Source organism: Pseudidiomarina sp. WS423, assembly GCF_050750165.1.
GTDB classification, from domain to species: Bacteria; Pseudomonadota; Gammaproteobacteria; order Enterobacterales; family Alteromonadaceae; genus Pseudidiomarina; species Pseudidiomarina fusca.
In genome coordinates, this window is the sequence record NZ_JBOJLN010000001.1 from 456,768 (window position 1) to 483,646 (window position 26,879).

22 protein-coding genes are annotated in these 26,879 nt (G+C 46.6%); 12 read left to right on the forward strand and 10 right to left on the reverse strand.

All coding sequences use genetic code 11. The annotated features are described in order from the left end of the window. Positions 1–78 precede the first annotated feature (78 nt). From ACQ661_RS02165 to ACQ661_RS02180, 4 genes are all read left to right on the forward strand, one after another. The gene (locus tag ACQ661_RS02165; protein ID WP_313932148.1) at positions 79–2,868 is read left to right on the forward strand and encodes a M16 family metallopeptidase; all 2,790 of its coding nucleotides are present in this window, start codon (positions 79–81) and stop codon (positions 2,866–2,868) included. A 141-nt stretch (positions 2,869–3,009) separates the two neighbouring features. Then, complete coding sequence (locus ACQ661_RS02170; RefSeq protein ID WP_110075382.1) at positions 3,010–4,134, forward strand: S-(hydroxymethyl)glutathione dehydrogenase/class III alcohol dehydrogenase; 1,125 nt, start codon at positions 3,010–3,012, stop codon at positions 4,132–4,134. Further along, positions 4,124–4,969: an S-formylglutathione hydrolase gene (gene fghA / locus ACQ661_RS02175; RefSeq protein ID WP_110075383.1), complete on the forward strand. Its 846-nt coding sequence runs from the start codon at positions 4,124–4,126 to the stop codon at positions 4,967–4,969. The genes ACQ661_RS02170 and fghA overlap by 11 nt, the downstream gene beginning before the upstream one ends. 112 nt (positions 4,970–5,081) lie before the next feature. Next, a complete protein-coding gene (locus ACQ661_RS02180) occupies positions 5,082–6,602 on the forward strand; it encodes a putative bifunctional diguanylate cyclase/phosphodiesterase (protein ID WP_110075384.1) in 1,521 nt (506 codons plus the stop codon). On the opposite strand, the gene ACQ661_RS02185 is transcribed toward ACQ661_RS02180, so the two are convergent. Together ACQ661_RS02185 and ACQ661_RS02190 are read right to left on the reverse strand one after the other, a co-directional pair. After that, the gene (locus ACQ661_RS02185; protein ID WP_431667463.1) at positions 6,562–7,509 is read right to left on the reverse strand and encodes a sensor domain-containing diguanylate cyclase; all 948 of its coding nucleotides are present in this window, start codon (positions 7,507–7,509) and stop codon (positions 6,562–6,564) included. The two genes, ACQ661_RS02180 and ACQ661_RS02185, sit on opposite strands and share 41 nt — an antisense overlap. Beyond that, positions 7,506–8,816 (reverse strand): diguanylate cyclase domain-containing protein, encoded by a 1,311-nt coding sequence (locus tag ACQ661_RS02190; RefSeq protein WP_431667464.1) that lies wholly within the window; start codon positions 8,814–8,816, stop codon positions 7,506–7,508. The genes ACQ661_RS02185 and ACQ661_RS02190 overlap by 4 nt, the downstream gene beginning before the upstream one ends. Positions 8,817–9,021: 205 nt before the next feature. Here ACQ661_RS02190 and ACQ661_RS02195 point away from each other — a divergent pair, with 205 nt between their 5' ends. Next, on the forward strand, positions 9,022–10,410 hold the full coding sequence (locus ACQ661_RS02195; RefSeq protein WP_153826008.1) for a patatin-like phospholipase family protein: 1,389 nt from the start codon (positions 9,022–9,024) through the stop codon (positions 10,408–10,410). 6 nt (positions 10,411–10,416) lie between these two features. On the opposite strand, the gene ACQ661_RS02200 is transcribed toward ACQ661_RS02195, so the two are convergent. The 6 genes from ACQ661_RS02200 to ACQ661_RS02225 form a co-directional block, all read right to left on the reverse strand. Next, positions 10,417–11,442: a catalase family peroxidase gene (locus ACQ661_RS02200; protein ID WP_181394894.1), complete on the reverse strand. Its 1,026-nt coding sequence runs from the start codon at positions 11,440–11,442 to the stop codon at positions 10,417–10,419. Between the two features lie 69 nt (positions 11,443–11,511). Beyond that, positions 11,512–11,781: a YebG family protein gene (locus ACQ661_RS02205; RefSeq protein WP_110075389.1), complete on the reverse strand. Its 270-nt coding sequence runs from the start codon at positions 11,779–11,781 to the stop codon at positions 11,512–11,514. A 152-nt stretch (positions 11,782–11,933) separates the two neighbouring features. After that, positions 11,934–12,095, reverse strand: coding sequence for a DUF3149 domain-containing protein (locus tag ACQ661_RS02210; RefSeq protein ID WP_110075390.1), 162 nt, complete (start codon positions 12,093–12,095; stop codon positions 11,934–11,936). Positions 12,096–12,182: 87 nt separating this feature from the next. Continuing rightward, positions 12,183–13,358 (reverse strand): methyltransferase, encoded by a 1,176-nt coding sequence (locus ACQ661_RS02215; protein ID WP_431667466.1) that lies wholly within the window; start codon positions 13,356–13,358, stop codon positions 12,183–12,185. A 32-nt stretch (positions 13,359–13,390) separates the two neighbouring features. Beyond that, positions 13,391–13,702, reverse strand: coding sequence for an EAL domain-containing protein (locus ACQ661_RS02220; RefSeq protein ID WP_431667467.1), 312 nt, complete (start codon positions 13,700–13,702; stop codon positions 13,391–13,393). Beyond that, entirely contained in the window at positions 13,699–15,918 is a 2,220-nt protein-coding gene (locus ACQ661_RS02225; protein WP_431667469.1) for a bifunctional diguanylate cyclase/phosphodiesterase, read from the reverse strand. The genes ACQ661_RS02220 and ACQ661_RS02225 overlap by 4 nt, the downstream gene beginning before the upstream one ends. A gap of 369 nt (positions 15,919–16,287) precedes the next feature. Here ACQ661_RS02225 and ACQ661_RS02230 point away from each other — a divergent pair, with 369 nt between their 5' ends. Beyond that, the gene (locus ACQ661_RS02230; protein ID WP_431667470.1) at positions 16,288–18,522 is read left to right on the forward strand and encodes a putative bifunctional diguanylate cyclase/phosphodiesterase; all 2,235 of its coding nucleotides are present in this window, start codon (positions 16,288–16,290) and stop codon (positions 18,520–18,522) included. On the opposite strand, the gene murI is transcribed toward ACQ661_RS02230, so the two are convergent. Next, complete coding sequence (gene murI, locus ACQ661_RS02235; RefSeq protein ID WP_313932141.1) at positions 18,519–19,265, reverse strand: glutamate racemase; 747 nt, start codon at positions 19,263–19,265, stop codon at positions 18,519–18,521. The two genes, ACQ661_RS02230 and murI, sit on opposite strands and share 4 nt — an antisense overlap. A 20-nt stretch (positions 19,266–19,285) precedes the next feature. Next, on the reverse strand, positions 19,286–19,624 hold the full coding sequence (locus tag ACQ661_RS02240) for a zinc ribbon domain-containing protein YjdM (RefSeq protein ID WP_110075395.1): 339 nt from the start codon (positions 19,622–19,624) through the stop codon (positions 19,286–19,288). A gap of 162 nt (positions 19,625–19,786) precedes the next feature. Between ACQ661_RS02240 and ACQ661_RS02245 the strand changes: the two genes are divergently transcribed. The 6 genes from ACQ661_RS02245 to ACQ661_RS02270 all read left to right on the forward strand — a co-directional run bounded on the left by ACQ661_RS02245 (position 19,787) and on the right by ACQ661_RS02270 (position 26,800). After that, a complete protein-coding gene (locus ACQ661_RS02245; protein WP_431667471.1) occupies positions 19,787–20,263 on the forward strand; it encodes a nuclear transport factor 2 family protein in 477 nt (158 codons plus the stop codon). Between the two features lie 180 nt (positions 20,264–20,443). After that, positions 20,444–21,376, forward strand: a complete 933-nt coding sequence (locus ACQ661_RS02250) for an ATP-grasp domain-containing protein (protein ID WP_153826990.1) — start codon at positions 20,444–20,446, stop codon at positions 21,374–21,376. Then, a complete protein-coding gene (locus ACQ661_RS02255) occupies positions 21,369–21,518 on the forward strand; it encodes a DUF2256 domain-containing protein (RefSeq protein WP_431667472.1) in 150 nt (49 codons plus the stop codon). The genes ACQ661_RS02250 and ACQ661_RS02255 overlap by 8 nt, the downstream gene beginning before the upstream one ends. Positions 21,519–22,081: 563 nt before the next feature. Beyond that, positions 22,082–22,534, forward strand: a complete 453-nt coding sequence (locus tag ACQ661_RS02260) for a GbsR/MarR family transcriptional regulator (protein WP_431667473.1) — start codon at positions 22,082–22,084, stop codon at positions 22,532–22,534. Between the two features lie 67 nt (positions 22,535–22,601). Next, complete coding sequence (locus tag ACQ661_RS02265; RefSeq protein ID WP_431667476.1) at positions 22,602–23,720, forward strand: efflux RND transporter periplasmic adaptor subunit; 1,119 nt, start codon at positions 22,602–22,604, stop codon at positions 23,718–23,720. Then, positions 23,720–26,800 carry an efflux RND transporter permease subunit gene (locus tag ACQ661_RS02270; RefSeq protein ID WP_431667478.1) on the forward strand — a complete coding sequence of 1,027 codons (3,081 nt, stop codon included), beginning with the start codon at positions 23,720–23,722 and terminating at the stop codon, positions 26,798–26,800. The genes ACQ661_RS02265 and ACQ661_RS02270 overlap by 1 nt, the downstream gene beginning before the upstream one ends. The last annotated feature ends 79 nt before the right edge of the window (positions 26,801–26,879 follow it).

Consider the following 26,879-nt stretch of genomic DNA (forward strand, 5'->3'; position numbering starts at 1 on the left):
ACCGCTTATGGATTACAACTGTGTGCTAAGTTGACTATGATAGGCTGGTCAATAGACTCAAACAGGGAACATTAACTTATGCGTTTTACCAAAACCCTCACTGCAGTTGCGGTAGCCACAGTATTGTTAGCTGGCTGTCAAACAACTGCTGAAACTCAGAATAACCGTCAGCAAGCTGTTGCAGCTGCGCAACAAAATCTGCCTGACTTAGATATCGCCTACGAATCATTTACCTTAGACAATGGTTTGCGGGTCGTTGTACACACCGACCGTAAAGCACCGATTGTTGCTGTTAACGTTTGGTATGCAGTTGGCTCAAAAGACGAAAAACAAGGCCAAACTGGTTTTGCACACTTATTTGAGCATTTAATGTTTAACGGTACCGAAAACTACGACGACGAGTATTTCGGTCCATTTGAACGCGCTGGTGCGACCGACATGAACGGTACCACCAACAACGATCGTACCAACTATTTCCAAAACGTGCCTACGCCTGCTTTAGATATGGCGTTATGGATGGAATCAGATCGCATGGGTCACCTGTTAGGTGCAGTAACCCAAGAGAAGCTTGATGAGCAACGCGGTGTGGTACAAAACGAAAAACGCCAAGGCGAAGCACAGCCGTATGGCAAAGCCTTTGGTTTCCTAGCTGAACAAACTTTCCCACAAGGTCACCCTTATTCGTGGTCAGTGATTGGCTCGATGGATGACTTGAATGCCGCCTCTCTAGATGATGTACACCAGTGGTTTAATGATTACTACGGTGCGGCTAACGCCGTGGTTGTGTTAGCTGGTGATATCGATGTAGCGACCGCAAAAGAAAAAATGGAAGAATTTTTCGGCCATATTCCAGCCGGTAAACCGCTACAGAAACTAGAAAGCTGGGTCGCTAAGCGTGAAGGTACCAAACGTGCCACCATGGAAGACAACGTGCCAGCTGCACGCCTGTACAAAGTTTGGAATACCGCTGAAATGGGCACTGATGACTCAGAATACCTGAGCCTGATGGTAGATATTTTAGCCGGCGGCAAAAACTCACGTTTGTATCAACGCCTTGTCTATGATGAGCAGATCGCGAGCATGGCGTCTGGTTTTAACTACGAGCGCTTGTTAGCCGGTCAAATCATGTTGATTGCCGATGCTAAGCCAGGTGTTGAATTAGCTAAAATCGAAGCTATCATCGATGAAGAACTCAATAAATTAATGACTGAAGGCCCAACCGCCGAAGAATTAGCGCGGGTTAAGTTTAGCCAAGTAGCTGGCTTTGTTCGCGGTGCTGAGCGTATTGGTGGCTTTGGCGGTAAATCAGATATCTTGGCAGCTGGTGAAGTCTATCACGGCAACCCTGGGTCGTTTGAAAAGTCCTTAGCAACCATTCAAGCCGCTTCTGCAGCCGATATCCAAGGCGCAATGCAGCGCTGGCTAACTGATGGCGCCTTTGTGTTAAACGTGGTACCACAACCTCGTTACACCCCAGGTGCACAGATTGCTGATCGTTCTAAATTACCAGAAGTTGGCGAATTGCCAGAGCTTGATTTGCCAGAACTCAACACCTTCACTTTGTCTAACGGCTTAGAAGTTGCACTGGCGGAACGTCACGACATCCCGACCGTACAAATGAGCCTGATTTTTGACAGTGGCTATGCCTCCGACTTTGGTAACAAAGTAGGTACTGCTAGCTTCGCCATGAGCATGATGCGTGAAGGCACCAGCAACCGTGATGCGTTAGAGTTTTCGCGTCAATTAGAAAGCCTAGGTACTAGCCTTTATGCAAGCGCTAGCTTAGATACGTCTCGCATCAGCATGGATGCATTAACTTCGAACTTAGCACCAAGCTTAGATATGTTCGCAGATATGCTACTTAACCCAACCTTCGCCCAAGATGAAATCGATCGTAAGCGCAGCAACTGGTTAGAAACCATCAAACGTGAGAAAGCGCAACCAAACAGCCAAGCTCTACGTATCATGCCAAGCTTGTTGTTCGGTGATAACCATGCCTACAGCCAACCGCTTACAGGTTCTGGTACTGAGCAATCAATCAACTCGCTCACGCGAGATGATTTAGTCGCTCACCACAGCACTTGGTTACGTCCTGACAATGCTCGTTTAGTGATTGTTGGTGCTACTACTGAAGCTGAAATCAAACCTTTGCTAGAGCAGTACTTAGCTGCATGGCAGGCTCCAGCTACGGCTAAGCCAACCAAGCAATTTAGCGACGTGGCGCCACAATCAGTGAATCGAGTGTTCTTGATTGACCAACCTGGCACACCACAATCAACCATCTTTGCTGGTCATGTAGCACCATCAGACAAAGTTGATAATGCCGAAGCCATTGACGTGATGAACACCATCATCGGTGGTAGCTTCACCAGCCGTTTGAACATGAACCTTCGTGAAGACAAAGGTTGGTCGTACGGTGCGCGTAGCTCATGGATTGGCAATAACGAGGCGGGTATGTTCCTAGCCATTGCTCCAGTACAGACCGATAAGACCAAAGAGTCTATTCAAGAAATCGTGAAAGAACTGAAGCAATACGAAGGTGACAAACCAGCAACGGCTGAAGAGTTAGCTAAAGTTAAAGCTAACAAAACGGCGAAATTGCCTGGAGCTTATGAAACCAAAGGCGCTTTATTAGGCTCTATCGTAAGCACTCTAGAAAAAGGCAAAGACATGCAGTGGTTGGAAAACTACGGTGAGCGTGTTAACAGCCTAGAGGTGAACAACATTCGCCAAGTAGCCAAAGACGTGATTCGTCCAGAAGGTTTAACTTGGGTCATCGTGGGTGACTTAAGCAAAATCGAAGCCGATGTACGTGCGCTTAACTTAGGCGAAGTAACTAAACTTGATGCTGACGGCAACCCTTTATAAGGCGTTAGCTGATTAAGTTCTGCGTTGTAAGTGTGTTTAGCCGCTCCTTGTGAGCGGCTTTTTTTTGAGCCTTTCTTTTTTGCTGCGTAGCCGTTACAATAGTGACACCAGTTACTTACTTTCTACCCAAAAGGATGATGTATGAACATGATAAAAACTCGCGCCGCGGTTGCATGGGCACCAGGCGAGCCATTAAAAATTGAAGAAGTAGATTTAATGCCGCCACAAAAAGGCGAAGTTTTAGTACGCATTGTTGCCACTGGGGTTTGTCATACGGATGCCTATACCCTGTCGGGAGCCGATCCTGAAGGCGTTTTCCCTGCTATTTTAGGCCATGAGGGTGGCGGTGTTGTTGAAGCCGTGGGTGAAGGCGTGACCTCAGTTGCTGTGGGTGACCACGTGATTCCACTTTACACCCCCGAGTGCGGTGAGTGTAAGTTCTGTAAATCAGGTAAAACCAATCTTTGCCAAGCCATTCGTACTACCCAAGGTAAAGGCTTAATGCCTGATGGCACCACTCGTTTTTCTAAAGATGGTCAACCCATTTATCACTATATGGGCACTTCAACGTTTTCTGAGTACACCGTTGTTCCAGAAATCGCGTTAGCCAAAGTAAACAAAGAGGCCCCACTCGAAGAGGTTTGTTTGTTAGGTTGCGGCGTCACCACAGGTATGGGTGCAGTAATGAATACAGCCAAAGTACAAGCTGGCGATACCGTTGCTGTGTTTGGTCTAGGTGGGATTGGTTTGTCAGTGATCATTGGCGCAGTGATGGCGAAAGCCAGCCGTATTATTGTCATTGATATTAACGAATCTAAGTTTGATATTGCGCGTAAGCTAGGTGCCACAGATTGTATTAATCCAAGCGACTACGACCGTCCAATTCAAGAAGTGATTGTCGAAATGACTGATGGCGGCGTGGATTTCTCGTTTGAATGTATTGGTAACGTCAAAGTCATGCGCTCAGCGCTAGAATGCTGCCATAAAGGCTGGGGCGAATCAGTGATTATTGGGGTGGCTGGTGCTGGTGAAGAAATTTCCACCCGCCCGTTCCAGTTAGTTACCGGTCGGGTCTGGCGTGGTAGCGCCTTTGGTGGCGTAAAAGGTCGTAGTCAATTACCTGATTACGTAGAAAGATACCTTAAAGGCGAGTTTGAGCTGAGTACTTTCATCACCCATACCATGGGCTTAGAAGATATCAACGAAGCTTTTGACTTGATGCATGAAGGTAAATCGATTCGGACGGTTATTCACTATGATAAATAAAGTCAACGAAGTTAAAAGCTTCGGTGGCCGTCAATTACGCTTTGAGCACCAATCTAAGGTGCTCAACTGCGCGATGCAGTTCAGTGTATTTTTACCACCGCAAGCAGAACACCAAGCCGTACCTGCACTCTATTGGCTATCTGGGCTCACTTGTACCGATGAGAACTTTAGCAGTAAAGCCGGTGCCCAACGCGTTGCAGCTGAACTTGGCATAGCTCTGATTATTCCAGATACCAGCCCACGTGGTGATGAGGTGCCCGATGATCCTGACGGTGCTTACGACTTCGGTAAAGGCGCAGGATTTTATGTGAACGCCACCCAAGCTCCTTGGCAGCAACACTATCAGATGTACGATTACATTGTGGATGAACTGCCAGCTTTGCTTGAGCAGCACCTACCGCTTACCAGCCAACGCAGTATTAGTGGCCACTCTATGGGCGGCCATGGCGCCTTGGTGATTGCTCTGCGCAACCCTGAACGTTATCAGAGTGTGTCGGCATTTGCTCCTATTAGTCATCCTAGCCAATGCCCATGGGGTAAAAAAGCCCTGCGCGGGTATTTAGGTGAGGATGCCCAAAGCTGGGCCGAATACGATGCTGTGCAGCTATTGCAACAATATAAACACTGCCCTCCGCTCTTGGTGGATCAAGGCAGCGCCGATAATTTTTTAGCCGAGCAATTGCTTCCAGAAACCTTAGCGCAAGCCTTACAGCACCTACCTAAGGATGCCGTGGCTAGTTTGCGTTATCAAGCAGGCTACGATCATAGCTATTATTTTATCGCCAGCTTTATTGCGGATCATCTTCGCTTTCATGGGCAGTACTTAAACCGATAGCCGCTTAAAAAACAAGCGATTGTTCGCTCATCTAACTGGCAAAATAACGTACTCCTTGCTATGTTGAAAGAACACACTATAGCTGTGTTCACGTCATCGCAAGGAGACGTCTATGTCACCACGCCAAACCGCTGGGGTTATTGCTGCCATCTACTTGGTGTTAGGTTTGGTATGGATTCGCTTTTCTGACCAATTCGTTTTTTCGCTAGCCGGTGCCAGCGATTACATTACCGAGTTACAAACCTTTAAAGGGTTTGGCTACGTTATCTTCACTGCGTTGCTACTCTATTTTCTTGCCTACAAAGCCTTACAACGCGAACGCAATATTAGCCAACGCGATGAACTCACCAAGTTACTGAATCGCCACATGTTTGGCCAAGAACTTAATACCGAATTAAGCTACGCTCGTGAGCATGAACTGGTATTAGCAGTGCTGTTGGTGAATATTGACGGTTTTAAACAAATTAATGTTCATGCCGGTTTGGCTGCGGGCGACAAGTACCTACAAGAAGTTGCTGCAATTCTGCGTGACAGTTGTCATCAACAGGCCTTTATTGCACGTTTTAATGGTGACGAATTTGCTATTGCCCTGCCTGAAGCCTTATGGCCCCATGCCGTTAAGCCGCTCATCCATAATTTGCAACAACGGATTGCCACCATTCAGTTGGCCGCACTGCCAGATTTGCGCCTTAGTTGCAGTGTCGGTGTAGCCTTGTTTCCGCGCGATGGCGAGCATAGCGATGCGTTAATCGACCATGCAGGAAAAGCTCTGGATGAAGCCAAGAGTCGTGGCCCCGGTCGATATAAGGTGTATGACCCAAGCTACGGTGAATTAGCTAATCAACGTAGTCTCCTGCTCTACGATCTACGCCATGCCATTAGCCAGCGGCAATTAAGTTTGGTTTATCAGCCACAATTTTGCACCGATGCCCAAGCTATCACCGGCGTTGAAGTGCTAGTTCGCTGGCATCATCCACAACGTGGCTTAGTTCCGCCGGATCAATTCATCCCGCTGGCCGAGCAGCATGGTTTAATTTGTCAGATCACCGATTTTGTCATGCAAACAGGCATCCGCGAGTTACTTGAGCATCAGCTCCTCTACAAACACATCCCAAGGGTTTCTTTTAACGTATCAGCCACTGATTTTAATGGCAGTGGTAGCTGTGACCGTTTTATCAAAAACCTCGCTGAATTACCCGGAGATTGGTCAGTGATTGAGTTAGAACTGACCGAAAGCGCAGCTCTGATAAATTTAGAAGGGGTTAAACGGGTGATTGAAGTGTTGCATGACAAAGGTGTACAAGTATCCCTAGATGACTTTGGTACCGGTTACTCATCACTGAATACGTTGCGTTTACTGCCGATTAAAGAAGTAAAAATTGATCAAAGCTTTGTGCAAGATATTACCAACAATAGCCAAGATGCCAAGCTGGTACGCACCATTCTAGCTATGGCCAAAGCGCTGCATCTGCGTGTTGTAGCAGAGGGGGTTGAAACTCATGCACAGGCTACTTACTTAAAACGTGAGGGCTGCGAAGAGTTTCAAGGCTATTTGTATGCGCGACCTATGCCAGTAAAAAACTTAGTCACTTTTATTGAGAATCTAAATCAGCGTCAACGCATGCAATCTTGATTTGATTCTTGCCTTGTTGTTTGGCTTCGTACATAGCTTGATCAGCCGCGCTAAGAATACCAGACACACTGTAATGGCGCTGTTGCTCATAGCAATGGCAAAGCCCCATAGACAAGGTTACAGGTATTTTATCGGCTGATAACTCCTGCACTATGCTACTGCGAACCCGCTCTAACACGTGCATAGCATCTTGCAAATTAGCACCGGCATGAATCGTGGCAAATTCATCACCGCCAATGCGTGCTACTAAATCGGAGCCACGACAATTGGCTTTCAGAATATGTGCAACTTTTTGCAAAACGTCATCGCCAATCTGATGGCCTAAGTTATCGTTCACCAACTTAAAGTCATCAAGGTCAATAAAACAGACTGCAAATTGCCAGCCATGCTCTGCTAAGCTTTGAATGTTGCCTTCGAGCTCTTCAACAAAAGCGCGCCGATTTTCCAACCCTGTGAGATGGTCAGTCATAGCCAGCTTTCGTTCGCGCTCAAGCTCTCGTCTAATTCTATCTTCAACGATTTTATTGCTGGTGGTATCGCGAATAAAAGCTATCGCAAAATCTTTACCATCAAACTCGACATGGCTGAGCATAATATCAACATAAATGGTGTCGCCATTTGCCTTGATGCCGGCAAATTTAAAGCCTTTCCCCATGGGTCTATTTTTTCCCTGTTCGAAAAAATAGCGCATGTGTTGATCATGATGTTGGCGCACTTGGTCAGGCAGCAGAATATTCATTGACTGCCCTACCATATCCTTACGACGCTGGTAACCAAACATGTTCACCAGCATTCTGTTAACCAGCACTATGTGCCCATTGGTATTGACTATCAATGCCGCATCAGGGATAACTTCAATAAGCTCGGCTAAGGTTTTATCGGTACGCAATGGGGTTCTTAAGGTCATTCTTTCCGCCTATTTTTATACATCTGAATATCAGCATGTTGCAGCAAGGCCTCTACTGTTTGTCCGTGCATAGGAAACAACGCACATCCCAAACTAGCAGAAACCGCAATCTGTTGTTCTTTAACCACCACGGGTTGATTCAATGCTGCACGTAATTTATCGACTTGCCGACTAACAACACGTTCGTTATCAATCCCCATCAACACCAGTACAAACTCATCACCACCTAATCGCGCTACCGTATCTGTGGCACGGGTATTGACTAACAAGCGTTGTGCGGTGTGCTGTAACACCAAATCACCAGCATGATGGCCGAAGCTATCGTTTACGTACTTAAAGCCATTAAGATCAACCACAATCACGGCAAACTTAATTTGGTGCCGCTCATACACTTGCATGAGTACCTGCATACGCTCATCTAAAGCGCGACGATTAGCCACCCCGGTGAGTGGTAACATAGCCTCTTGGTAGGTGCGCCGGTACCATCTAAATAATGCCATCAGCATTAAAAACAAAGCTGTTACATACGGATAGCCGATTAGGCGAACCCGCTGCTGTTGCCACACCGAACCCAATTGCTGCGAGTCAAGCTGGATAGCAATCGACCAAGAGCCATTTAAAAATTGCACCGCATCATAAAAGTCTGCCTGCGCATAGATGGCTTCACTACCCATAAAAATATCGCCACTAGCGCCTTTACCATCGGTACCCCGCATAGCTATTTTATACTGCGCGGTTAACTCCGTCAGCTGCTGCCGCTGCAACAACTGATCTAAATCAAGAACCACGGCTACACTACCCCAATATTGCTCGCCAGTACCATCCTCAGCGCGATAAAAAACAGGAATTCGAGCAATAACGCCACGTCCTCCTTGCACCAAGTCAACGGGACCCGCAATTAACATTTGCCGTTGTTGTCGAGCTGCGTCAATCATCGCCAATTGCTCAGGAATTTTACTGTAATCAACGCCAAGCACAGCTTCGTTGCCTGCTAGAGGATAGACAAAGTTGACCATATTATCTGGAGCGATGGCTAGGTTACGGATATTCTGATGGTTTTCTATTATACCTTGGGCTAACAGCTGCCATTGCTGCGGACTAGTGTGCGGATTTAAGGTAAGGTAATTAACTAAGCCCCAACTCGCATACAAGGCGGCATTAAGTTCAGCCTCTAAATTAGCTCGGAACTTCACTAATTGAGTTTGCGCCTGACTTAATTGCTGTTGGCGGAGTTGTTGATAATGCAAGCTATGAAAGTGCTCAATCGCAAAGAAAGCTAATAACAGTGAACAACTCACTGCTACCATAAAGGTTCCTCGCTGAAAACGGGTACTTAACACAGCTGCCTCTTTGTTCTTATTTATGCCGTTAGTTTGGCTTTGGGTGCTTTACCAGGCTTTGTCTTAGGTGGCATTATAACCAGTAGCTTCCAGATAGAACAGATATTGTTCACATTTAGCTATAACTTAAGTTTACAGTTGTTTATTATTGGATCTAGCCAAAGGACATCACGTGCACAGATTGAGGTTTGTTTCTCGCTTTAAAATCACCTTAGCTTTAGGGATAAGCTTGGTGACTTCCGGCTGTGCGACGTACGGCATCATCGACAATAGCTCACAAACCAGCAGTGATGGACAACAGAACTATTCGATGTTGGACTACAACAGTGGTCACAAAGGCCGTGATGATGTCACAGTCATTATGTCTTTCTCTGGCGGTGGTAGCCGTGCCGCGGCTTTGTCCTATGGGGTGTTACAAGCGCTCCGCGACACCCCATTAGAACTCGAAGGTCAACAGCATTCGTTGTTGAGTGAAGTCGACATGATCAGTTCCGTCTCCGGCGGCAGCTTTACCGCAGCCTATTATGGCTTGCATGGCGAACGAATCTTTAGCGATTTTGAAGACGATTTTCTGCGCCGCGATTATGTCACCGAGTGGGTGTATGGCGTGCTTAGCCCACTGTTATGGTTTTCCAATAGAGGACGCACTGATATTGCCACGGGCATCTATGAACAACGGTTGTTCCGCGGTGCCACCTTTGCTGATTTGCAACAGCGTCAAGATGCACCTTTTATCGTTATCAATGCGAGTGATTTAGGCGCTGGTATTCGCTTTTCTTTTATTCAAGAATATTTTGATCTGCTGTGCTCTAACATCGCTGACTATCCTATTGCTCGAGCAGTTACTGCTTCATCTGCAGTACCTGTGATGCTAAACCCTGTTGTTTTGAAAAATCACAAAGGTTGCCTCAACCCTATCCAGAACTACCTGCGCGAACTTAATGAAGAAGATATTGCAGAGGCCAAACTATCGCCCCACCTGCACGACACCATCACAGCTATGCGCAGTTATGCCGCCAAAGATGAACGTCAGTATATTCATCTTGTTGATGGTGGTATCACTGATAATTTAGGGCTCATGGCATTCTATGAAATGGTTGAAATTGGTGGTGGTATCGAGAAGTTCTTAACTCGCCTTGGTGCCCAGCCTTCCAAGCATCTGGTCGTGATCTCAGTGAATGCATCCACTAAGCCGCAATATGACATTGAACAATCCAACAAGATTCCCGATATTGAGCCTACCATAGGTGCTGTAACCGACACCCAATTGCACCGCTACAACGCTGCTACTATCAGTTTAATGCGCCGCACGATAGATCGCTGGGGTCATGAGTTATCCAGCTCTGGCCAACAGGTTAAACCTTACTTTATCGAAATTAGTTTTGATGGCGTGCAACAGGAGCAACGGCGGGGCTTTATTAATCAAATCCCAACCAGTTTATCACTCAACAAAGAACAAGCTGATACACTGATTCATGTCGGGAGTGAATTACTGCGCTATGATCCTGTATTTAAGCAGTTGCTTGAAGATTTGCAACAACCTTCAAGCAACCAAGACTAATCCAAGTTACTGATTATTTAAACGCATCCCTTGCGAGATAGCGTAAGCAACTGAACGGATCGGTAGCACAGGATCGTCGCTAGGACTGATGCCAAGAGCAACCCGCATAGGATCAAAATTAACCGGTTCACATTGATCAGAACCACTACTAGTTACAGTGATGGTACCTATCGTGACCTGCTCTCTATCGGCCGGCCAAAGCTGCGCTGGGTTATTGGTCGCATCACCCGGTTCGGCTAAGGTCCAAACCCAATTAAATACTACCTTGCCATCTTTTTTCAGCCGTTCGGTTAAGCGTTCATCAAGAAAGCTTGGTGGGAGCGATTCAACTTCTGCTGCCGTTAATTGCTGCTCACCCGCAACCGGCTCTAGTTGCCAGCGGAACGCTTGTGCAGCGGCATTGGGTTGATCGGCGAAAAAGGCATGAATGCCATAATAATTGGATGAGGTATACTCAGCAGAAGCCTGGCGACCTTGCGACCACTCGCGTTGTGCTTGCATTTCTGGATTGGCTGCAAAGTATTTTTGAAGATCAGCTGGGGTTGCTTCACCCGCTTGAATCTTGGCACTCCATTGCAATAGCCCTAAAAATTGCTGAGGGTTCTTACCCGCAAAGAGTGGCACCGTTAATCCCGCAATATGATGAAATTGATTATCATCTAATTGAAATTGAATACCTAATCCACGCGCACCACGACGCTCATCAGCATTGGGATTACCGCCGCCCATCGAAAAACGCATGATGAGTGGTGCTTTATCCACTGCAAATAGAGGGGTAGCAAAACGTTGGCGGGCCGCTGCACTTGGTACAAACTCACCAGCAGCACAGACTCCGCGCGCATGTCCTTTGCGATAGCCTGGTGTTTTGCCATTTAGTTTTGCGAAAACTTCAATAAAGTCTGTGGCAGAGGCGCTTTGCGGTGCTGCATAAGGATTAACTTGAGCTGGTTGATCGGCTGCTATGGCGCCCACTGATAGGGTAGCAAAAGCCGCAGCAACAGCTGCAGCAATGAAAGAAACTCGAGTTAACATAGAACGGCCTTTTAACATTGCATGATAAGAGCACTATAGACTTCACTACGTAACTTGACTAGCAGGAGATCACGCTGCTTCGGACTTTTTCACAGCTTTAGGCTTGGTCGGTTTCTTAGCACCTAAGGCCACCAGCATGTGTTCGCGCTGCTGCGCAATATAAAGTGCTAAATCTTCTTGTTGCTGTTCTTCGGTAACAACACCGCTTGCTGCCAATAACGGCATCAGGCGATCCACCATATCTAGCATTTTGTCATAAGCATCGGCTTCAGCTTTTGAAGTAAACGTCATTTTCTCAGCCCCATCGCGTACAACCACAAATTGAGTGACTACAGCCATTGAAGAAATTCCTCGTTATATAGAATACTGTTTATTTATACAGTACGAGTCGCTGCGATGCAAGTAACAACGTTATTTAGATAAAAAAAGCCAGCGGTATCCGTTAGCGCACGGCTACCACTGGCTCACCAAGCATGACAATCTTTGAGCCCTTAAACTTTTGGCTTAAGATTTTTGTTTTGCTCAGCCTCGGCTGCTGCAGCTTTGGTAATAAAGAAGATGGCATAAAATATACACATACCAATCACTATCGCTAAGCCAGTAAAGCTGAAAAAGATAACGGGATCAGTAAAAAATTCTTTTAGAAGGTTCATGACCATACTCCTTGTGGGGTTTTATTAAGGTCATGATAGAAGTAATTGGCAGAGTAAATATTGATCTACATCAAGTATTTTTCCGAGTTAACTCGCAGCTATTTTTTGCGCCGTGATTAAACCGTTACGCGGCGTTGTCTGATAGTCACAAAAGGCGCTTAATTCAGCCTGATAGCCATGCTCACGCAAGAATTCCAGTCTATCTAGCAACAGCCATAACTCTAACGGACGTCGAAATACGTGCCGCACTAAATCTAACCGGGCTACATGTAAAGCTAACTGTCGGCCACGATCTAAATAGAATGGCCAATCGACCTTAGCTGGTAGCTGCCACTGATGCTGAGCCGCCGCCCACTGCGCAAAATCAGCAAACTCGCCGCTAAACCAATGCTTACACACCGAGGCCAGCGGACGATAGTTAACTTGCTGCTGCAGATCCTGGTAGAGCGCATGGTAAGCCATCCGCCACTGCATTTCGCTATGCCGTAGCTGCGTAATACGTTGCCCAGCGGTAACCTGCCCTTGCACTGCGAGTTGCAGATCAAACTTAGCTAGGTGCAGGTTTTGCTGCTGGGCTTGCGTCGATAGCGGCTGATAGTGTGAATCATGAATAAGATGGTAACAACAAGGTGCTAGGCTAATGAACTCGGTCTCGCGAGCAACAGCCTGTTGCAATAGGCTGAGATGGAGTTGCCCGCATGCATGCAGTGCTACCGCATGTTGGTTCGGCTGCAAGAGTTGTGCCGCTGCTGCCGACAGCACATCAATTGGGACAAATTGCTGGGGTAACTGCCATTGCTGCGCTAACTTCTGCCCCTGCTCACACAGGTTCTGTTGCCACTCGGCACTGACAACTTGGCGTTGTTGTACAAAACTAGCCAGTCGTCCCAAATGGCCCTTGCCTGCACACCACTCTAGCAAAGGTAACTGAGATTGCGGCAAATGGCTGATAAAGGCTTCAATTTGCGCTAATTTGCGCCCACCAATGCCGTTGGTTAACCAAAATGGTAACGGTGGCGTTTCCACCGGAGCAGGTATTTGACTGAGCTCAGGTAAACTGAAGACTGCTGGAAAATAAGGACTGAAAAACTGCCGTTGCCGCTCTTTGTCACTGTCAATCAGCTCGATCTCTGGCAACTGCAGCTGGGCTAAACTAGCGGTCAAATCAGTGTGTTGCCAGGGCCATTGTTGATAGGCGAAAGGTTTAAATTGCCAAAATTCACGGTACTCTTGTAGCACCTGATAAAAGTCATTGAGCTGCACGTTAATCCCTAGCCATCACGACCAACTCAAGGCTACCAAGTTAACGGGGCCGGCCGCGCAAAATAAAACCCTTGTAAATAATCGGCGCCATGTTGGCGCATAAATTCATATTGTTCAAGCGTTTCAATGCCCTCTACCACCACGTTTAAGCTGAGTTGATGAGCCATCTGAATCATCCCTTGCACCAAAGCGCTATCGCGCTGATTAGCTGGAATATCACGAATAAAGCTGCGATCAATCTTCAACGTGTGCACCGGTAAATCACGTAAATAACTGAAACTTGAATAACCGGTACCAAAATCATCAATAGATACCTGTACTCCAAGCTCACAGATCTCATTCAAAATACCACGTGTTCGGTCAGCCCCATCATTAACACACTTTCTGTCACTTCTAATTCGAGCAACTCTGGAGCCAGCCCAGATACTCGAAGTACCCGTTTGAGTTCTTCATAAAAGCCCTGACGACGGAACTGCAACGGCGAAATATTCACCGCCACTGTTACCGCCTGCTGCCCTGCTGATTGTTGATTAAAAGCAGCAATATCTTTAGCTGCCTGCTCTAACACCCACTGTCCGATCGCAACAATTTGTCCGGTTTGTTCAGCGAGCGGAATAAAATCACCCGGATAAAGCAAACCACGGCGTGGATGCTGCCACCTGATTAAGGCTTCGTAAGAGCTTACAGTCTGACTTTGCGCGACCAAAATCGGTTGGTAATGCAGAACAAACTGGTGTTGAGTAATAGCTTCCATCAGATCATGGCGCAATTGTGCATAATCAGCACCATGTTGCGCATCGCTACCATCATACCAGTGCCAGGTGTTACGCCCTTGGCGCTTAGCCTCGTACATCGCCATATCAGCATGGTGCATCATTTCTATCGCTCTACCAGTTAGCCCTTGATTATCAGCGATACCAATACTGGCGCTCACGTGCACATTGTGAGGGCCTAACTCAAACGGCTGAGATAACAATTCAAGTAACTTTTCGGCCAGCTCAATACCACGTTCTAGCGCACCGTCATCGGTGAGTAAGATGGCAAACTCGTCACTGGCTAGGCGTGCCAACACGTCTTCCTTGGTTAATAACCCCCGTATTCTATCAGCCACGGCGCACAACAATTGATCCCCCACAACATGCCCTAACGCATCATTAATCGGCCTGAATCCATCGAGATCTACAGACATCACAACTAACGGTAACCGCCCGTTCTGACTAAGCTTACAGGCCTGAATTAAACGGCCCTCAAAGGTTTGTCGATTGGCGCTGCCGGTGAGGAAATCATGGGTGCGCTGACTGGCTATCAGGTCTTCTTGCTCGCGAATGAGGGTAATATCTTGCTGAATACCAATGTAATGAGTGCATTGATGATTTGCATCAAACACCGGACCAATCAAGAGTTGGTTCCAAAATGCAGTGCCGTCTTTACGATAATTACGCAACGTCACCTGAATCTCCCGATGCTGTTGGATCGCATCGCGAATAGCGCTAACGCTGTCTGGGTCGGTATCCTTACCTTGTAAAAAACGGCAATTACGCCCTAACACCTCAGCTTCGGTGTAACCCGTTAATTTACAAAACGCTGGATTAACATAAATCAGTGGCATACCAGGCGCTTGTGCGTCTGCTAACACCACTCCATTGGGGCTGCTTGCAATACCTCGTTGCAACACATTTAACTGCTGCTCTTGGTGTTTACGTTGGCTGATATCTTGCACAATCGAAAACACCCCAGTCACTGCACCCGCAATAGTGATGGGCAAATTGGTGATATCAAACCACTGCGGCTGACCTTCGCTTGGATTCATCAGCTCATAACTATTGGCTTTGCCTTGCAAGGTTTGCGCAAACGACTGCTTTGCGGCTTCATGCTGGCTCACATCAATTAAATCTAAAAAATTCTTACCAATAGCTTGTTGTGACGATTGCTGATTAATGCCCCCGACCGGATGATTTGCAGCCAGAATAAAACCGTCCGTATCTATTTCAAATACCGCTCCCGGATGCTGCGTGAATAACGACCGGAAACGTTTATCGGTTAACTCGTGTTGCAGTGTTTGATAATGGTGCTCAAAGGCCAAACTCACCAAGGCTGCGGCACGCTGCATCAGCTCGAGCTCTGCTTGCTGAGGTTCACACGGCTGTCGATAATAGGTTGCTAAAGTACCAAATAAAGTACCACTATTACTCAGCACTGGAATCGACCAGCAGGCCTGCAACCCTTCAGCAGCCGCATAACCAGCAAAAGCTATCCAACGCTTATCTTCGGCGATATTTGCAGTCACTATCGGCCTACGTAAGTATGCAGCACTACCACAGGTGCCAACTTCAGGCCCAATTTTCACATGCTGCAACGCCTGCCAATAATCTGTGGTGAGTTGCGCCCCTGCAATTAAACTTAAACTGTCGTCACTTTCATCATATTGCATGATCGACACAATCGCCTGATCTAAGCGCTGCTCTACATAGCCACTGATAGCCTCCAAAATATCTGGCAGGGCTGCTTTGGCAGCTATCAAATCATAGATATGGGCGGCTTTATCGTCATCAAGTGGCATGCATGGTCCCTAGCTAAACAGAGGAATAGCTTTACAACTTCGAATGCTATCGGCTTAACGTTTATACAGGATATTTTGTTGGGTGCCTATGTTGTTCATTGCACATACTCGGAAGTACACATACTCGGTATGTACACATATTAACAAAAGTACGTTTAATACATAAGATATAGATCATGTTTTAACCCTGTTAGACCTTTCTTTCAAGTACTAGCCAAGCACCTTGCGATTGTCATGACCAGCAAATTTAACTCTCATCGCATTCATTCCGCAATCATCCTGACAAGATATTGCAAAATATCAAAATTCTGCCATTCTAAATGAAACACTTACTTAACTTTCGGCCGCAGGCGGCCATGGGCTACAGCGATGCACAAAGGTTGCTTTTACTGCTTCTGCTTAAGCTTGCTGGGTATCCACGCAAGTTATGTCCAAGCAGCTGCTGAGCAGCCCTTACATACCATCCGCTTCGTAGGCTCAGAAAACTACCCACCGCTGCAATGGCAACACCCCGAACAAGGGGCGCAAGGCTTTATTGTTGATTTAGAGCAAGCCTTAGTAGCAAACACAGGAATCCTTGCCGAGCAACACTTAATGCAATGGGAAGATGCTCTAGCGGCAGTGCAACAAGGCGATGCCGACGTGGTTGCCCTCATTCCATCAGCAGCTCGTGCTAGTACCTTTGATTTTTCTGAGCCTTTTTATTACGTCGCTCACGCCATTTTTTCAGGCGCTAGTACCGGCGCTGAAATAGCCAGCTACGGTAGCTTTGCCCAACTTGAAGGAAAACGAGTCGCGGTTGCCGCAGGTGCCTATGCCGAACAACAATTGCGTGATACTAATTATTCATTCACCCTTGTGCGCGCTGAAGATGAGCTTCACTGCTTGCAATTAGTGGTTAAACAGCGCGCCGATGCCTGTGTTGAAGTCACTACTACCTCAAAACATCTGATTGCTAATCACCAGCTCCCCTTGCAGCAAACTAGCCCGCCCTTCTGGCCTCTCGCTTATAGTTTTGGGGTGAAAAAAGGCAACCAACAGATGCTGACTTTTATCAATCAGCAACTAGGGGTATTACAAATTGACGGGCGCTACCGCGAGATTTACCAGCGCTGGCAACCGCAACTAGAATGGCAACCCCGCACTTTTACAGATAATTTGAAAGCTGTCGCTTGGTTGCTCGGAGCATTACTGCTGCTGGCTGGGGCTGGTTGGGCATGGAGCTATTCACTGAAAAGCCAAGTTCGCTTTAAAACCTTACGCATCCAGAAAGAGCTTAACGCCAGGCGCAAACTCAATCTAAAATTACAATATCATGCAGAACACGATATCGTAACCGGCTTATATAACCGCCTAGCTTTTAGAAAAAAAGTGCAGCAGCGGTTGCACCAAGAATCACCGGCAGCCTTTGCTGTGGTAGTCATAAAAATTGCAAATCTAGAATCTATAACCACCGTGTTTAGTTACCCCGTAGCCAATGATCTCCTGATTGAGTTTTCTGAACGGTTACGTAAACAAGGATTTATTTTTGCGGCTCATTTTGGCGTTGGCTTATTTGCGGCTGTAGCAGAGGCTGAGCTGACCAACGAACGGCTCGTTGAATTAGCCATGCAACCGCTACAATTCAAATCATTAGATTTTGAGCCGGTTTTAGCATTTGGTATTACGCGCTATCCAAGCAACTTCACCCAAAGCCTCGCCGCACAAATGTTAGTCAAACCGCCAACTGCCGATGAACTGTTACGACAAGCGCTAACTGCGGTTTCGATCGCCCGAAAAGCCGGCCATACTTGGCTAGAATATCAGCCAGAGATTGAGCCCAATGCCGATGATTTGCGCCTACTCAAAGAATTTCATGAGCATGGCATGCGCGATTTTTATCTGGTTTATCAACCCAAACTTGATTTAAGTAGTGAGCAAATCACTGGGGTTGAAGTTTTACTACGTTGGAATCATCCAACCCTTGGCCTCATTGCGCCCACCAAGTTTATTCCGCTGTTTGAAGAATCTGGATTAATTAAACAAGTGACCCGCTGGGTGATTCGACAAACGGTGGCCAGTATGCAACGTCATCAACTTTGTCAGCGTGGCCTGCATGTGAGTGTCAATGTATCCACTCGCGATTTAACTGAAGCGGGCTTTGTTAGTTTTGTAAAACAGGCAGTGCAAGGTATTGATGCCCATTGCTTGCAATTTGAAATCACTGAAACCGGCTTGATTGACGACTCTGAACGGGCCCTAGAGGTACTCACACAACTAAGCGAGTTGGGAATCAAATGTGCGGTGGATGATTTTGGTACCGGCAACTCTTCCATTTCCTATTTAAGTAAATTTCCGGTGGCCGAACTCAAACTCGATCGTAGCTATGTGTTCGATATCAATAACAACGACCGCAACTTAAAAATTGTTAAATCTAGTATCGACTTAGCGCATGCGTTAGGGCTAAAGGTGACCGCAGAAGGAGTTGAGGATTTCGCTGCCATTACTTTGTTAAAACAGCTAGGCTGTGAAAAAGCCCAGGGCTACGTGATTGCTCGCCCCCTCGCCGAGCATGACTTTATCGCTTTGGTTAACAGCCCTTTTCAATGGTCAGCTTCCAGCTAGAGTATTAAGCCCCAATGTTTGGCCGTACGCTTCACTGCTTCAACGTTTTCTGACGCTAAAATGCGGATGGGTGTTTGTGCGTACTGTTTGGGCAATTCAAGGTGTTGTTGTAACCAAGCCACCATAGCTTCACCCGAGTGAATGGTGGTCACGCCACCAAAGTACTGAGCAATTTGCTCAGCAATTAACGGAAAATGCGTGCAACCCAATAACACCACATCAGGCTTCGTCAAAGAGCTGAAGTAATGACGCATGGTCTCCTGTAAAATTGGTCCATCAAATAAAGCTTCTTCTACCATCGGCACAAACAACGGGGTCGCAATAGCATCCATCTGCTCCACCCCAAGCGCCTGAATACGATGTTGATAGGCACCCGAGGCTATGGTTGAACGAGTCGCAATAATTAATACCCGGGTCTGCTTGGTCACCGTCGCTAATTGCTGCAATGCCATCACACCAGGTTCTAGCACCCCATACACAGGCTTATTAGAAAACTGCTGCATAGCTTCTAGCGCTGTTACACTGACAGTATTACAGGCCACCACCACGCAATCCACATCGGCCCCGTTAAAAAACTCAACAGCCTCAAGTGCGTAGCGCGTGACAGTCGCCTTATCTTTGTTGCCATAGGGAACACGAGCGGTATCACCAAAATAAGTGATTTCGCTAAACAAGCCACTTTGTTGCAACGACTTAGCCACGGTTAAACCGCCAACCCCACTGTCAAACACGCCTACTTTCATGGTTTTCTCTTCATTGATTACTAGCTGCTTTGGCGTTTTACAAACTGCGATTTCAACATCATGTCGCCGGCGCCATCTACCTTGCAATCGATGTCATGGTCGCCATCGGCAAAGCGCTTAATTGTTGCCTTGGTACCCACTTTCAACACCAACGACGAACCTTTAACTTTTAAGTCTTTAATTAATGTCACTTTGTCGCCTTCAGCCAACGGCGTGCCATTGGCGTCTTTCACTTGAACGGTAGTCTCTTCAGCCACTTCATTCGGGTTCCACTCATAGGCACACTCGGGGCAAATCAACAATGCTTGGTCTTCGTAAACATAACTTGAATTACATTTTGGGCAATTGGGTAGGCTCATAATTTTACTTCTTTTAATTAGGCAGATAAGAGTAGCCTGATCATAGCGCTTCTTGTGCATCAAAAGAAAGCGCAGAAAGGAAATCGAGAGCAAAAGATAGTGTTACTTCCGTAAAACTATTAGAGTAAAACCACCCTTATTCACTGTCATCGGACCAAGAACATGAAAAAACTGCTCATAATTAGCCTAGTATTTGGTTGTTTGTATAGTCAGCCCCTGTTTGCTCAAACAACAGCGCAAGCGAATGCAACTGAGCAAGTGCAACAGGAAGTGCAAGAAGCCATTGAAACCTTTTTGTATGGCGCCAGTGTGAATGATAGCGCTGCGCACCGTGCCTTTTGGTCAGAACAATTAACCTACACCAGCTCAAGCGGCACACGTTTTGGCTGGCCTGAACTCGCGCAAGGCTTCAGCGAAGCACCGCCGCTTGCAGAAAGCGAGGTCACCGCTTGGTACACCGGTGAAAACTTTGAATTTAAACGCTTTGGCGACGCCATCTTGGTGAATTTCACCTTGGTTCTTACTCCCGTAGATAGCACCGAACCCACCCAGCGATTCTACAATACCGGCGTCTTGCAAAAGCAACACGGCCAATGGCGCGCCGTGAATTGGAACGCTACGAAAGCTATGACCGAATAATGCTGCGACTTGTTGTGCCTAGAGGCTACTAACAGGTCAGTTGCTGCAGCTATATTGCGCAACTTGGCTTACCTAGAACTCTTTGGTCTGGCTTATAGCTTTTTCGAATTGATCGTTTTCCCGGGTATAAGCTGTAATAAGCACATCAAAATGTCACCAGATTGAGTAACCGGGAGCTACATGCGCAACATAGTTATACTGCACGAGAACGACGAGTGGTTAGTACCGCTGCGAGCTGAGTTTGCGAAGCGCGAAGTCACGGCCATGGAATGGTTTTTAGATACCGGCACGGTCGCTTTTGATGAAGCCCCTGCTGATGCGGTTTATTACAACCGCATGAGCGCATCCTCACACACCCGTGGCCACCGCTTTGCCCCTGAGTTAACGCGTGCGGTACTGACACGACTGGAAAGCTTTGGCCGCACTGTTGTAAACAATAGCCAAGTATTAGCGTTTGAAGTGTGCAAATTATCACAATATGCCGCCTTGCAACGCGCCGGTCTCAAGGTGCCACGCACACATGCTGTGGTTGGCAAACAGCACCTTGTTGCCGCAGCACAAGCATTCAACCAATGGCCGCTTATTTTAAAACCGAACCGCGGTGGTAAAGGCTTGGGCGTACAGCGCTTTGAGTCTGTCGAAACGCTGAAGAACTATTTGGCCCGTACCGATCTTGATGAACCCCTTGACGGTATTTGGCTGTTGCAAGCATACATTCAGCCCCAACAGCCCTTTATTACCCGCGCCGAATTTATTGGCCGCAAGTTTTTATACACAGTTCAAGTCAATACCGAAGATGGCTTTGAACTCTGCCCGGCGGATAACTGCTCTATTGAAGATCAGTTTTGCCCAACCGGCGAGCAAGCCCATAAGTTCTCGATTACCGAGCGCTTCAACAACCACGACATTATTGCCAAGCTTGAAGGCTTCTTAGATACGAATCAAATAGACGTGGCTGGTATTGAGTTCATAGAAAATGCGGCCGGTGAGTTGTTTGTCTACGACGTAAACACCAACACCAATTATAACCAAGCCGCTGAACAGCGCGCTGGTGTTACCGCTACAGGTATGGGCGCCCTCGCCGATTACCTGATAGAGCTGGCTCGTGACTAAGAAGCAACATTTACCCAGCAAAGTCTGCCCCGTTTGCCAACGCCCATTCAGTTGGCGCAAAAAATGGGAACGCTGCTGGGAGGAAGTTATCTATTGCTCAGAGCGCTGCCGCCGCTCGAAAATAAAAAAGCCGCTCGAATGAGCGGCTTTTTATTGGAATTGGTGGAGCTGGCGGGAGTCTTATTTTAGATTTAATTACTTGATAATATTAAATATTTTAATAAAGCTAAAGATTTTGGAATACAATCTGGAATACTAAAATCTATTCTAAGCCCTAGCCAGCAAATACTATTTTCATCAAACGTAAATCATCTTTCGCTTATCCACCGAAACTCATGATCTAAAACAGAGTCAGGTTCGACGTTTCCCGTTATTGTCAGGGCAACTGTTTCTCGGAATTTTTTGATTGATCTCATCCTTTCAATATCTTGGAACCTATTTGGTCGGCGACTTGGCGCATTACCTTTTAGCCCCTCTACATCAAGGTAGTGATTACTCGCTCTAGAATACAGAGTTCATATGCATTAAGTTGCTCACCATGACAAATAGGTATCACGAACAACGTTAGGTTAAGAATTGAAAATACTAAAAACCGGTTAATCATCACTCTCATATCTCTTGAAAAAGTTTGTTTAGCCTGTTCAGGCTTGACTGAACAGGCTAAACAGCTTAGGCTTAAATTATCCAAATTAACAAGTTTTTACTATGAATAAGCTTACCGAAGCAGAATTACAGTTTATTACCGATATGGGCATGCACACTCAGGGCTATGGTCTTTCTCGCATTGCCGGGCAAATAATTGCGGCTCTTATCATATCTGATGCCCCACTAAATACAGCCGATCTCATGAGCTTACTTGAAATAAGTAAAGGAAGTGTCAGCACCAATATTCGCTTTTTGGAAATGCTCCACCTGGTCGAACGCAGAGCGCTGCCTGGTAAGCGCCAAAACTATTTTGTAATGCGTACCAACCCTTATGATTCGCTGCTGGAATTAAAGATAAAACAGCATGAAGAAGCGAAAAAGATAATAACGGAAGCCAAAGCAAGTATTAAGAATTCTAAAGCTCAGGAGAAAATTACTGAGCTGGAAAGGTTTAATACACTCTACGATGAAAGCGTGAAAAAGTTGCTGTTGGAGTTGAAATCCGAACGCTAAGCCATGCTCAATAGTCAGAAAAATTGACGTTTGACGAAAACATTTAAATAATTTAGGTGCAACATCAATGACCTCATCATCATGTGGCTCACTGCACAAGCAGCAAGGCCGAATCAGTAGCTCTATAGCCGTATTTATTGCCATCGTAACCTTGGTTTTCTTGTGGATAGCCAGTGGTTTCATCTTCAGAGGCGATACCGAAAAGACAAACGCAACTAAGAGCAATTTACCGTCAGTTGCAGTAAGAAATAGTCAAGCCCAGCTTGTGGCTCGCGAGTTGACACTAAACGGCGAAATTAGACCAAATCAGCAACTTAATATTCGAGCACGTACTGACGGCATGCTCGAAATGATTGCCGACAGCGGTGCTGAGGTTAGCCAAGGTGATGTCATTGCAAAACTTTCTATTGATGATCGCGAAGTTCAACGCACTCAGGCAGAAGCTCAAGTAAAAAAAGCACAAAGCGACTTCAATGCGACGAAAAAGCTCATCGAACAAAATTTGTCGTCCCAGTCTCAACTCCAGGCGTTGGAAGCACAACTAGAAGCAGCACGAGCACAGCTTCGCCGTATTACCTTCGATATTGAAAATACTGAATTGACAGCACCGGTCAGCGGCGTTATCAATCAACGCTTTATTGAGCAAGGTGCTTATGTGTCAGCCGGCAACCAAGTACTAGAGCTTATCGATAACGATCCGTTAATCGCCATTATTAACGTACAACAAAGTCAAATTCACAGGCTCAAACTCAACATGCCCGCGACGGTCAAACTTATCGGTGGTACTGATCGTCAGGGACAGGTCAGCTTTATCGCTCCTATTGCCGATCCGCAGACCCGGACATTTCGCGTTGAAATAACCATCCCAAACCAGAACGACCCTATCCCTTCCGGTATGAGTGCCGAAGTCACTATTGAAACCAACAACGTTAAAGCACACAAAATTTCTGCGGCCCAAATCAAAATAGATGCGGCTGGCCGCATGGGTGTTTTAACCATTAATGACAATAACGAAACACGTTTTTCTCCAGTTACTGTGGAGCGGGCAGACGTTAATGCCTTATGGGTCAGCGGGCTGGATGACGAAACGCGTTTAGTCATCATTAGCCATAGTTCGTTGACCGCCGGTCAAAAAGTCACCCCCAAACCCGTACCTGCTGATTATGACAAAGGCGAGGAATTATAATGAAAGCCTTTATTGCCGCCGCTTTCTCACGCAATCGCGCAGCGATACTGTTACTCGCTGTGTTGCTTATAATGGGCAGCATCGCCTACGCCACAATTCCCAAAGAAGCAGCACCCGAAATCGACATTCCGGTATTCACCGTCACCGTAAGCTACCCCGGCATTTCAACCGAAGACAGCGCACGCTTATTGGTCGAGCCGCTTGAGCGAAAATTACAAAGCATCGACGGTTTAGATACTTTAACCGCTCAAGCCGGTGAAGGCTTTGCTATGTTGCAACTGGAGTTTGCCGCAGGCTTCGACAATGAAAAAGCATTGCGTGATGTCAAAGATGAAACTGAAAAAGCAGAGCAAGATTTACCATCCGATGCTGAACAGCCCACGGTGCAAGAAGTTGATCTGTCTTTATTCCCCATTTTAACGGTCGCGCTCTCAGGCAATATTCCCGAACGGGACTTAATCCAACTGGCACGTAACTTAGAGGATAAACTTGAAACGCTTAATGGCGTACTCGAAGTCGATATGTCCGGTGATCGTGAAGATCTGTTAGAGATCATCATTGAACCATTAGCTATGCAGTCTTACGACATTTCATTAGCGGAGGTGTCGCAGGCTATTAGTAATAACAACCTTCTGGTTACCGCGGGTGCAATGGATACCGGGGCAGGACGCATTAGCGTCGCCATCCCTGGCACCATTGAGAACATTGTCGATGTACTCGAGATGCCGATAAAAACTACGCCCAATAATGTCGTACGGGTAAGCGATGTCGCTGAAGTTCGACGCACCTTTAAAGATCCCGTCAGTTACGCCCGTATTGATGGTCAACCGTCGATAGCACTTGATATTAAAAAACTGAGCAGCGCTAATGTGATTGACGTCGTCGATCGTGTAACCCAAATGGTCGAACAGGAGCGCACCGACTGGCCTGCAACCGTTAATGTCGCTTATATGCAAAACCAGGCCGACGATGTTAAGCAATTTCTGGGCGACCTTGAAAACAATGTCATACTCGCCATTATTCTCGTCATACTAACTGTCGTGGTGGCTTTGGGCGTCAAAGCTTCCCTGCTCGTTGCTCTTGCGATTCCAGGCTCATTTCTTGGCGGCATTCTAACGCTGCAACTGCTGGGTATTACACTGAACATCGTGGTGCTGTTCGCACTCATTTTAGTCATTGGTATGTTAGTGGATGGTGCCATTGTCGTGGTCGACCTTGCGGAGCGCTATCGTCGACAAGGACAAGACCGATTACAAGCCTATCTGGCAGCTTCCCAACGCATGGCGTGGCCTATTATTGCGTCGACAATGACCACCCTCGCCGTATTTATACCACTGCTCTTTTGGCCTGGTATGGCCGGGCAATTTATGTTTTATCTGCCCGCCACTGTTATCATAACACTGCTCATGTCTTTGCTCATGGCACTGGTTTTCGTTCCGATAATTGGGTCCTCAGTAAAAAGCAAAGTATCAGTGACCTCACAATCAAAAAAAACAGCAGACAAAAGCTCAAAACTCCAGTCTTTGGTTAGCTATATGGTGGATAAGCCGTTACTTGCTTTGCTGGTCAGCCTGTTTGTCTTATTACTTTCATTTTTCCTCTACAGCAAGCTCGGGCAAGGCGTAAACTTTTTCCCTGACATCGAGGCCGATCGTATACAAATACAAGTTCAAGCCGATGGTAATTTATCAGTAAGTGAAGCTGATAATCTGGTTAAGCTCGTCGATAAGGCCGTTGAGCCGGTCGCGGGCATTGAACGCATTTATTCTCGTACCATCGGGTCAGTTGAGGAAAGGCTGAAAGCCAACCTGGACTCAGAAATTATTGGTACACTACAAATTGATTTGCTGGATTGGCAGGAGCGTGATTCTGCCGCAAAAATCATACAGCGTATTCGCGCTAAAACAGACAACTTACCCGGGATAGCACTAAAGATTGAAAAACAACAAAGCGGTCCGTCCTCTGCTCGTCCCGTCTCTATAGAAGTGTCAGCGAAAGATCGGAGCTTATTGCCTGAAGCCGTGGGTAAGTTACTCGAGATAATGAAAGAATCAGATGATTTTATTGATACCTCCAGTGACATGGCGACCCCTAAGCCACAGATAAAAATTGATGTGGACCGTGAAAAAGCTGCTGAGTATGGCGTCGATGTCGCGACCTTAGGTACCTTAGCGCGTCTATTGACCGATGGTGTCTTAGTTGGCACCTATTTGCCTGAGTCGGCACCAGAGCAAGTCGATATTCGTATACGCTATCCTTGGGAAGAGCGCTCAATGGCAGATCTCGCTAATTTGCGCATTCCAACAAGCAGAGGTCTCATGCCTATAGAGAATTTTGTCCAGTTATCGCCGAGTTTAAGTCCAACTATTATCACACGTGTGAATTCACGCAACGTACAAACAATTGAATCAGGTCTTGTTCCTGGAGTGACTGTTGGCGAAGCAACGGAAACGTTGCGACAGAAGATCAAGCAGAGTGATTTTGCCAAAGGTGTGGAGTTTGATTTTACCGGAGAGCTTGACGACCAAAATGAAGCCATGAGCTTTTTATTACTGGCATTTACCTTAGCCATTTTCTTAATGCTGTTCGTCCTACTATTACAGTTGAATAGCTTCTTCCAGAGTGCTTTAGTGCTATCCGCTATTGTATTCTCTTTAGCTGGCGTGCTGCTTGCATTACTCGTGCGGCAAGAGCCCTTTTCTGTAGTAATGAGCGGAATCGGCATTATGGCTCTGGCGGGTATTGTAGTAAATAATAATATCGTTCTAATTGACGCATATAACGAGTACCGCTCGGATGGGTTATCGCCGATGGAAGCTGCGGTAAAAGCAGCAATGCAACGTTTAAACCCGGTACTTCTCACCGCGACAACGACGATAGTCGGATTGTTACCTATGGTGTTGGGGTTAACCGTCGACTTTTTTGAGCGGGATATTTTTATTGGGGCGCCTTCAGGACAATACTGGATCCAGTTATCTACAGCACTGGTTGGCGGACTGTTAGTTGCGACCTTTATTACGCTTCTATTAACTCCGGCAATGCTTGCCTGGGACGGCCAAAGAAGGGAGAAAGCCAATTAAACTTGGCTTTATTATGCGCTTACACCATATCGTTTTAATGGTCATTATTTGTTCTAGCTGTATCGCCTGCAGCAGTCTG

What these genes read in the sequence shown, in the direction of transcription:
- ACQ661_RS02165 (WP_313932148.1), top strand. Translation starts at nt 79, where the DNA reads ATGCGTTTTACCAAAACCCTCACTGCAGTTGCGGTAGCCACAGTATTG.
- ACQ661_RS02170 (WP_110075382.1), top strand. Translation starts at nt 3,010, where the DNA reads ATGAACATGATAAAAACTCGCGCCGCGGTTGCATGGGCACCAGGCGAG.
- fghA (WP_110075383.1), top strand. Translation starts at nt 4,124, where the DNA reads ATGATAAATAAAGTCAACGAAGTTAAAAGCTTCGGTGGCCGTCAATTA.
- ACQ661_RS02180 (WP_110075384.1), top strand. Translation starts at nt 5,082, where the DNA reads ATGTCACCACGCCAAACCGCTGGGGTTATTGCTGCCATCTACTTGGTG.
- ACQ661_RS02185 (WP_431667463.1), bottom strand. Translation starts at nt 7,509, where the DNA reads ATGACCTTAAGAACCCCATTGCGTACCGATAAAACCTTAGCCGAGCTT.
- ACQ661_RS02190 (WP_431667464.1), bottom strand. Translation starts at nt 8,816, where the DNA reads ATGGTAGCAGTGAGTTGTTCACTGTTATTAGCTTTCTTTGCGATTGAG.
- ACQ661_RS02200 (WP_181394894.1), bottom strand. Translation starts at nt 11,442, where the DNA reads ATGTTAACTCGAGTTTCTTTCATTGCTGCAGCTGTTGCTGCGGCTTTT.
- ACQ661_RS02205 (WP_110075389.1), bottom strand. Translation starts at nt 11,781, where the DNA reads ATGGCTGTAGTCACTCAATTTGTGGTTGTACGCGATGGGGCTGAGAAA.
- ACQ661_RS02210 (WP_110075390.1), bottom strand. Translation starts at nt 12,095, where the DNA reads ATGAACCTTCTAAAAGAATTTTTTACTGATCCCGTTATCTTTTTCAGC.
- ACQ661_RS02225 (WP_431667469.1), bottom strand. Translation starts at nt 15,918, where the DNA reads ATGCCACTTGATGACGATAAAGCCGCCCATATCTATGATTTGATAGCT.
- ACQ661_RS02230 (WP_431667470.1), top strand. Translation starts at nt 16,288, where the DNA reads ATGCACAAAGGTTGCTTTTACTGCTTCTGCTTAAGCTTGCTGGGTATC.
- murI (WP_313932141.1), bottom strand. Translation starts at nt 19,265, where the DNA reads ATGAAAGTAGGCGTGTTTGACAGTGGGGTTGGCGGTTTAACCGTGGCT.
- ACQ661_RS02240 (WP_110075395.1), bottom strand. Translation starts at nt 19,624, where the DNA reads ATGAGCCTACCCAATTGCCCAAAATGTAATTCAAGTTATGTTTACGAA.
- ACQ661_RS02245 (WP_431667471.1), top strand. Translation starts at nt 19,787, where the DNA reads ATGAAAAAACTGCTCATAATTAGCCTAGTATTTGGTTGTTTGTATAGT.
- ACQ661_RS02250 (WP_153826990.1), top strand. Translation starts at nt 20,444, where the DNA reads ATGCGCAACATAGTTATACTGCACGAGAACGACGAGTGGTTAGTACCG.
- ACQ661_RS02260 (WP_431667473.1), top strand. Translation starts at nt 22,082, where the DNA reads ATGAATAAGCTTACCGAAGCAGAATTACAGTTTATTACCGATATGGGC.
- ACQ661_RS02265 (WP_431667476.1), top strand. Translation starts at nt 22,602, where the DNA reads ATGACCTCATCATCATGTGGCTCACTGCACAAGCAGCAAGGCCGAATC.
- ACQ661_RS02270 (WP_431667478.1), top strand. Translation starts at nt 23,720, where the DNA reads ATGAAAGCCTTTATTGCCGCCGCTTTCTCACGCAATCGCGCAGCGATA.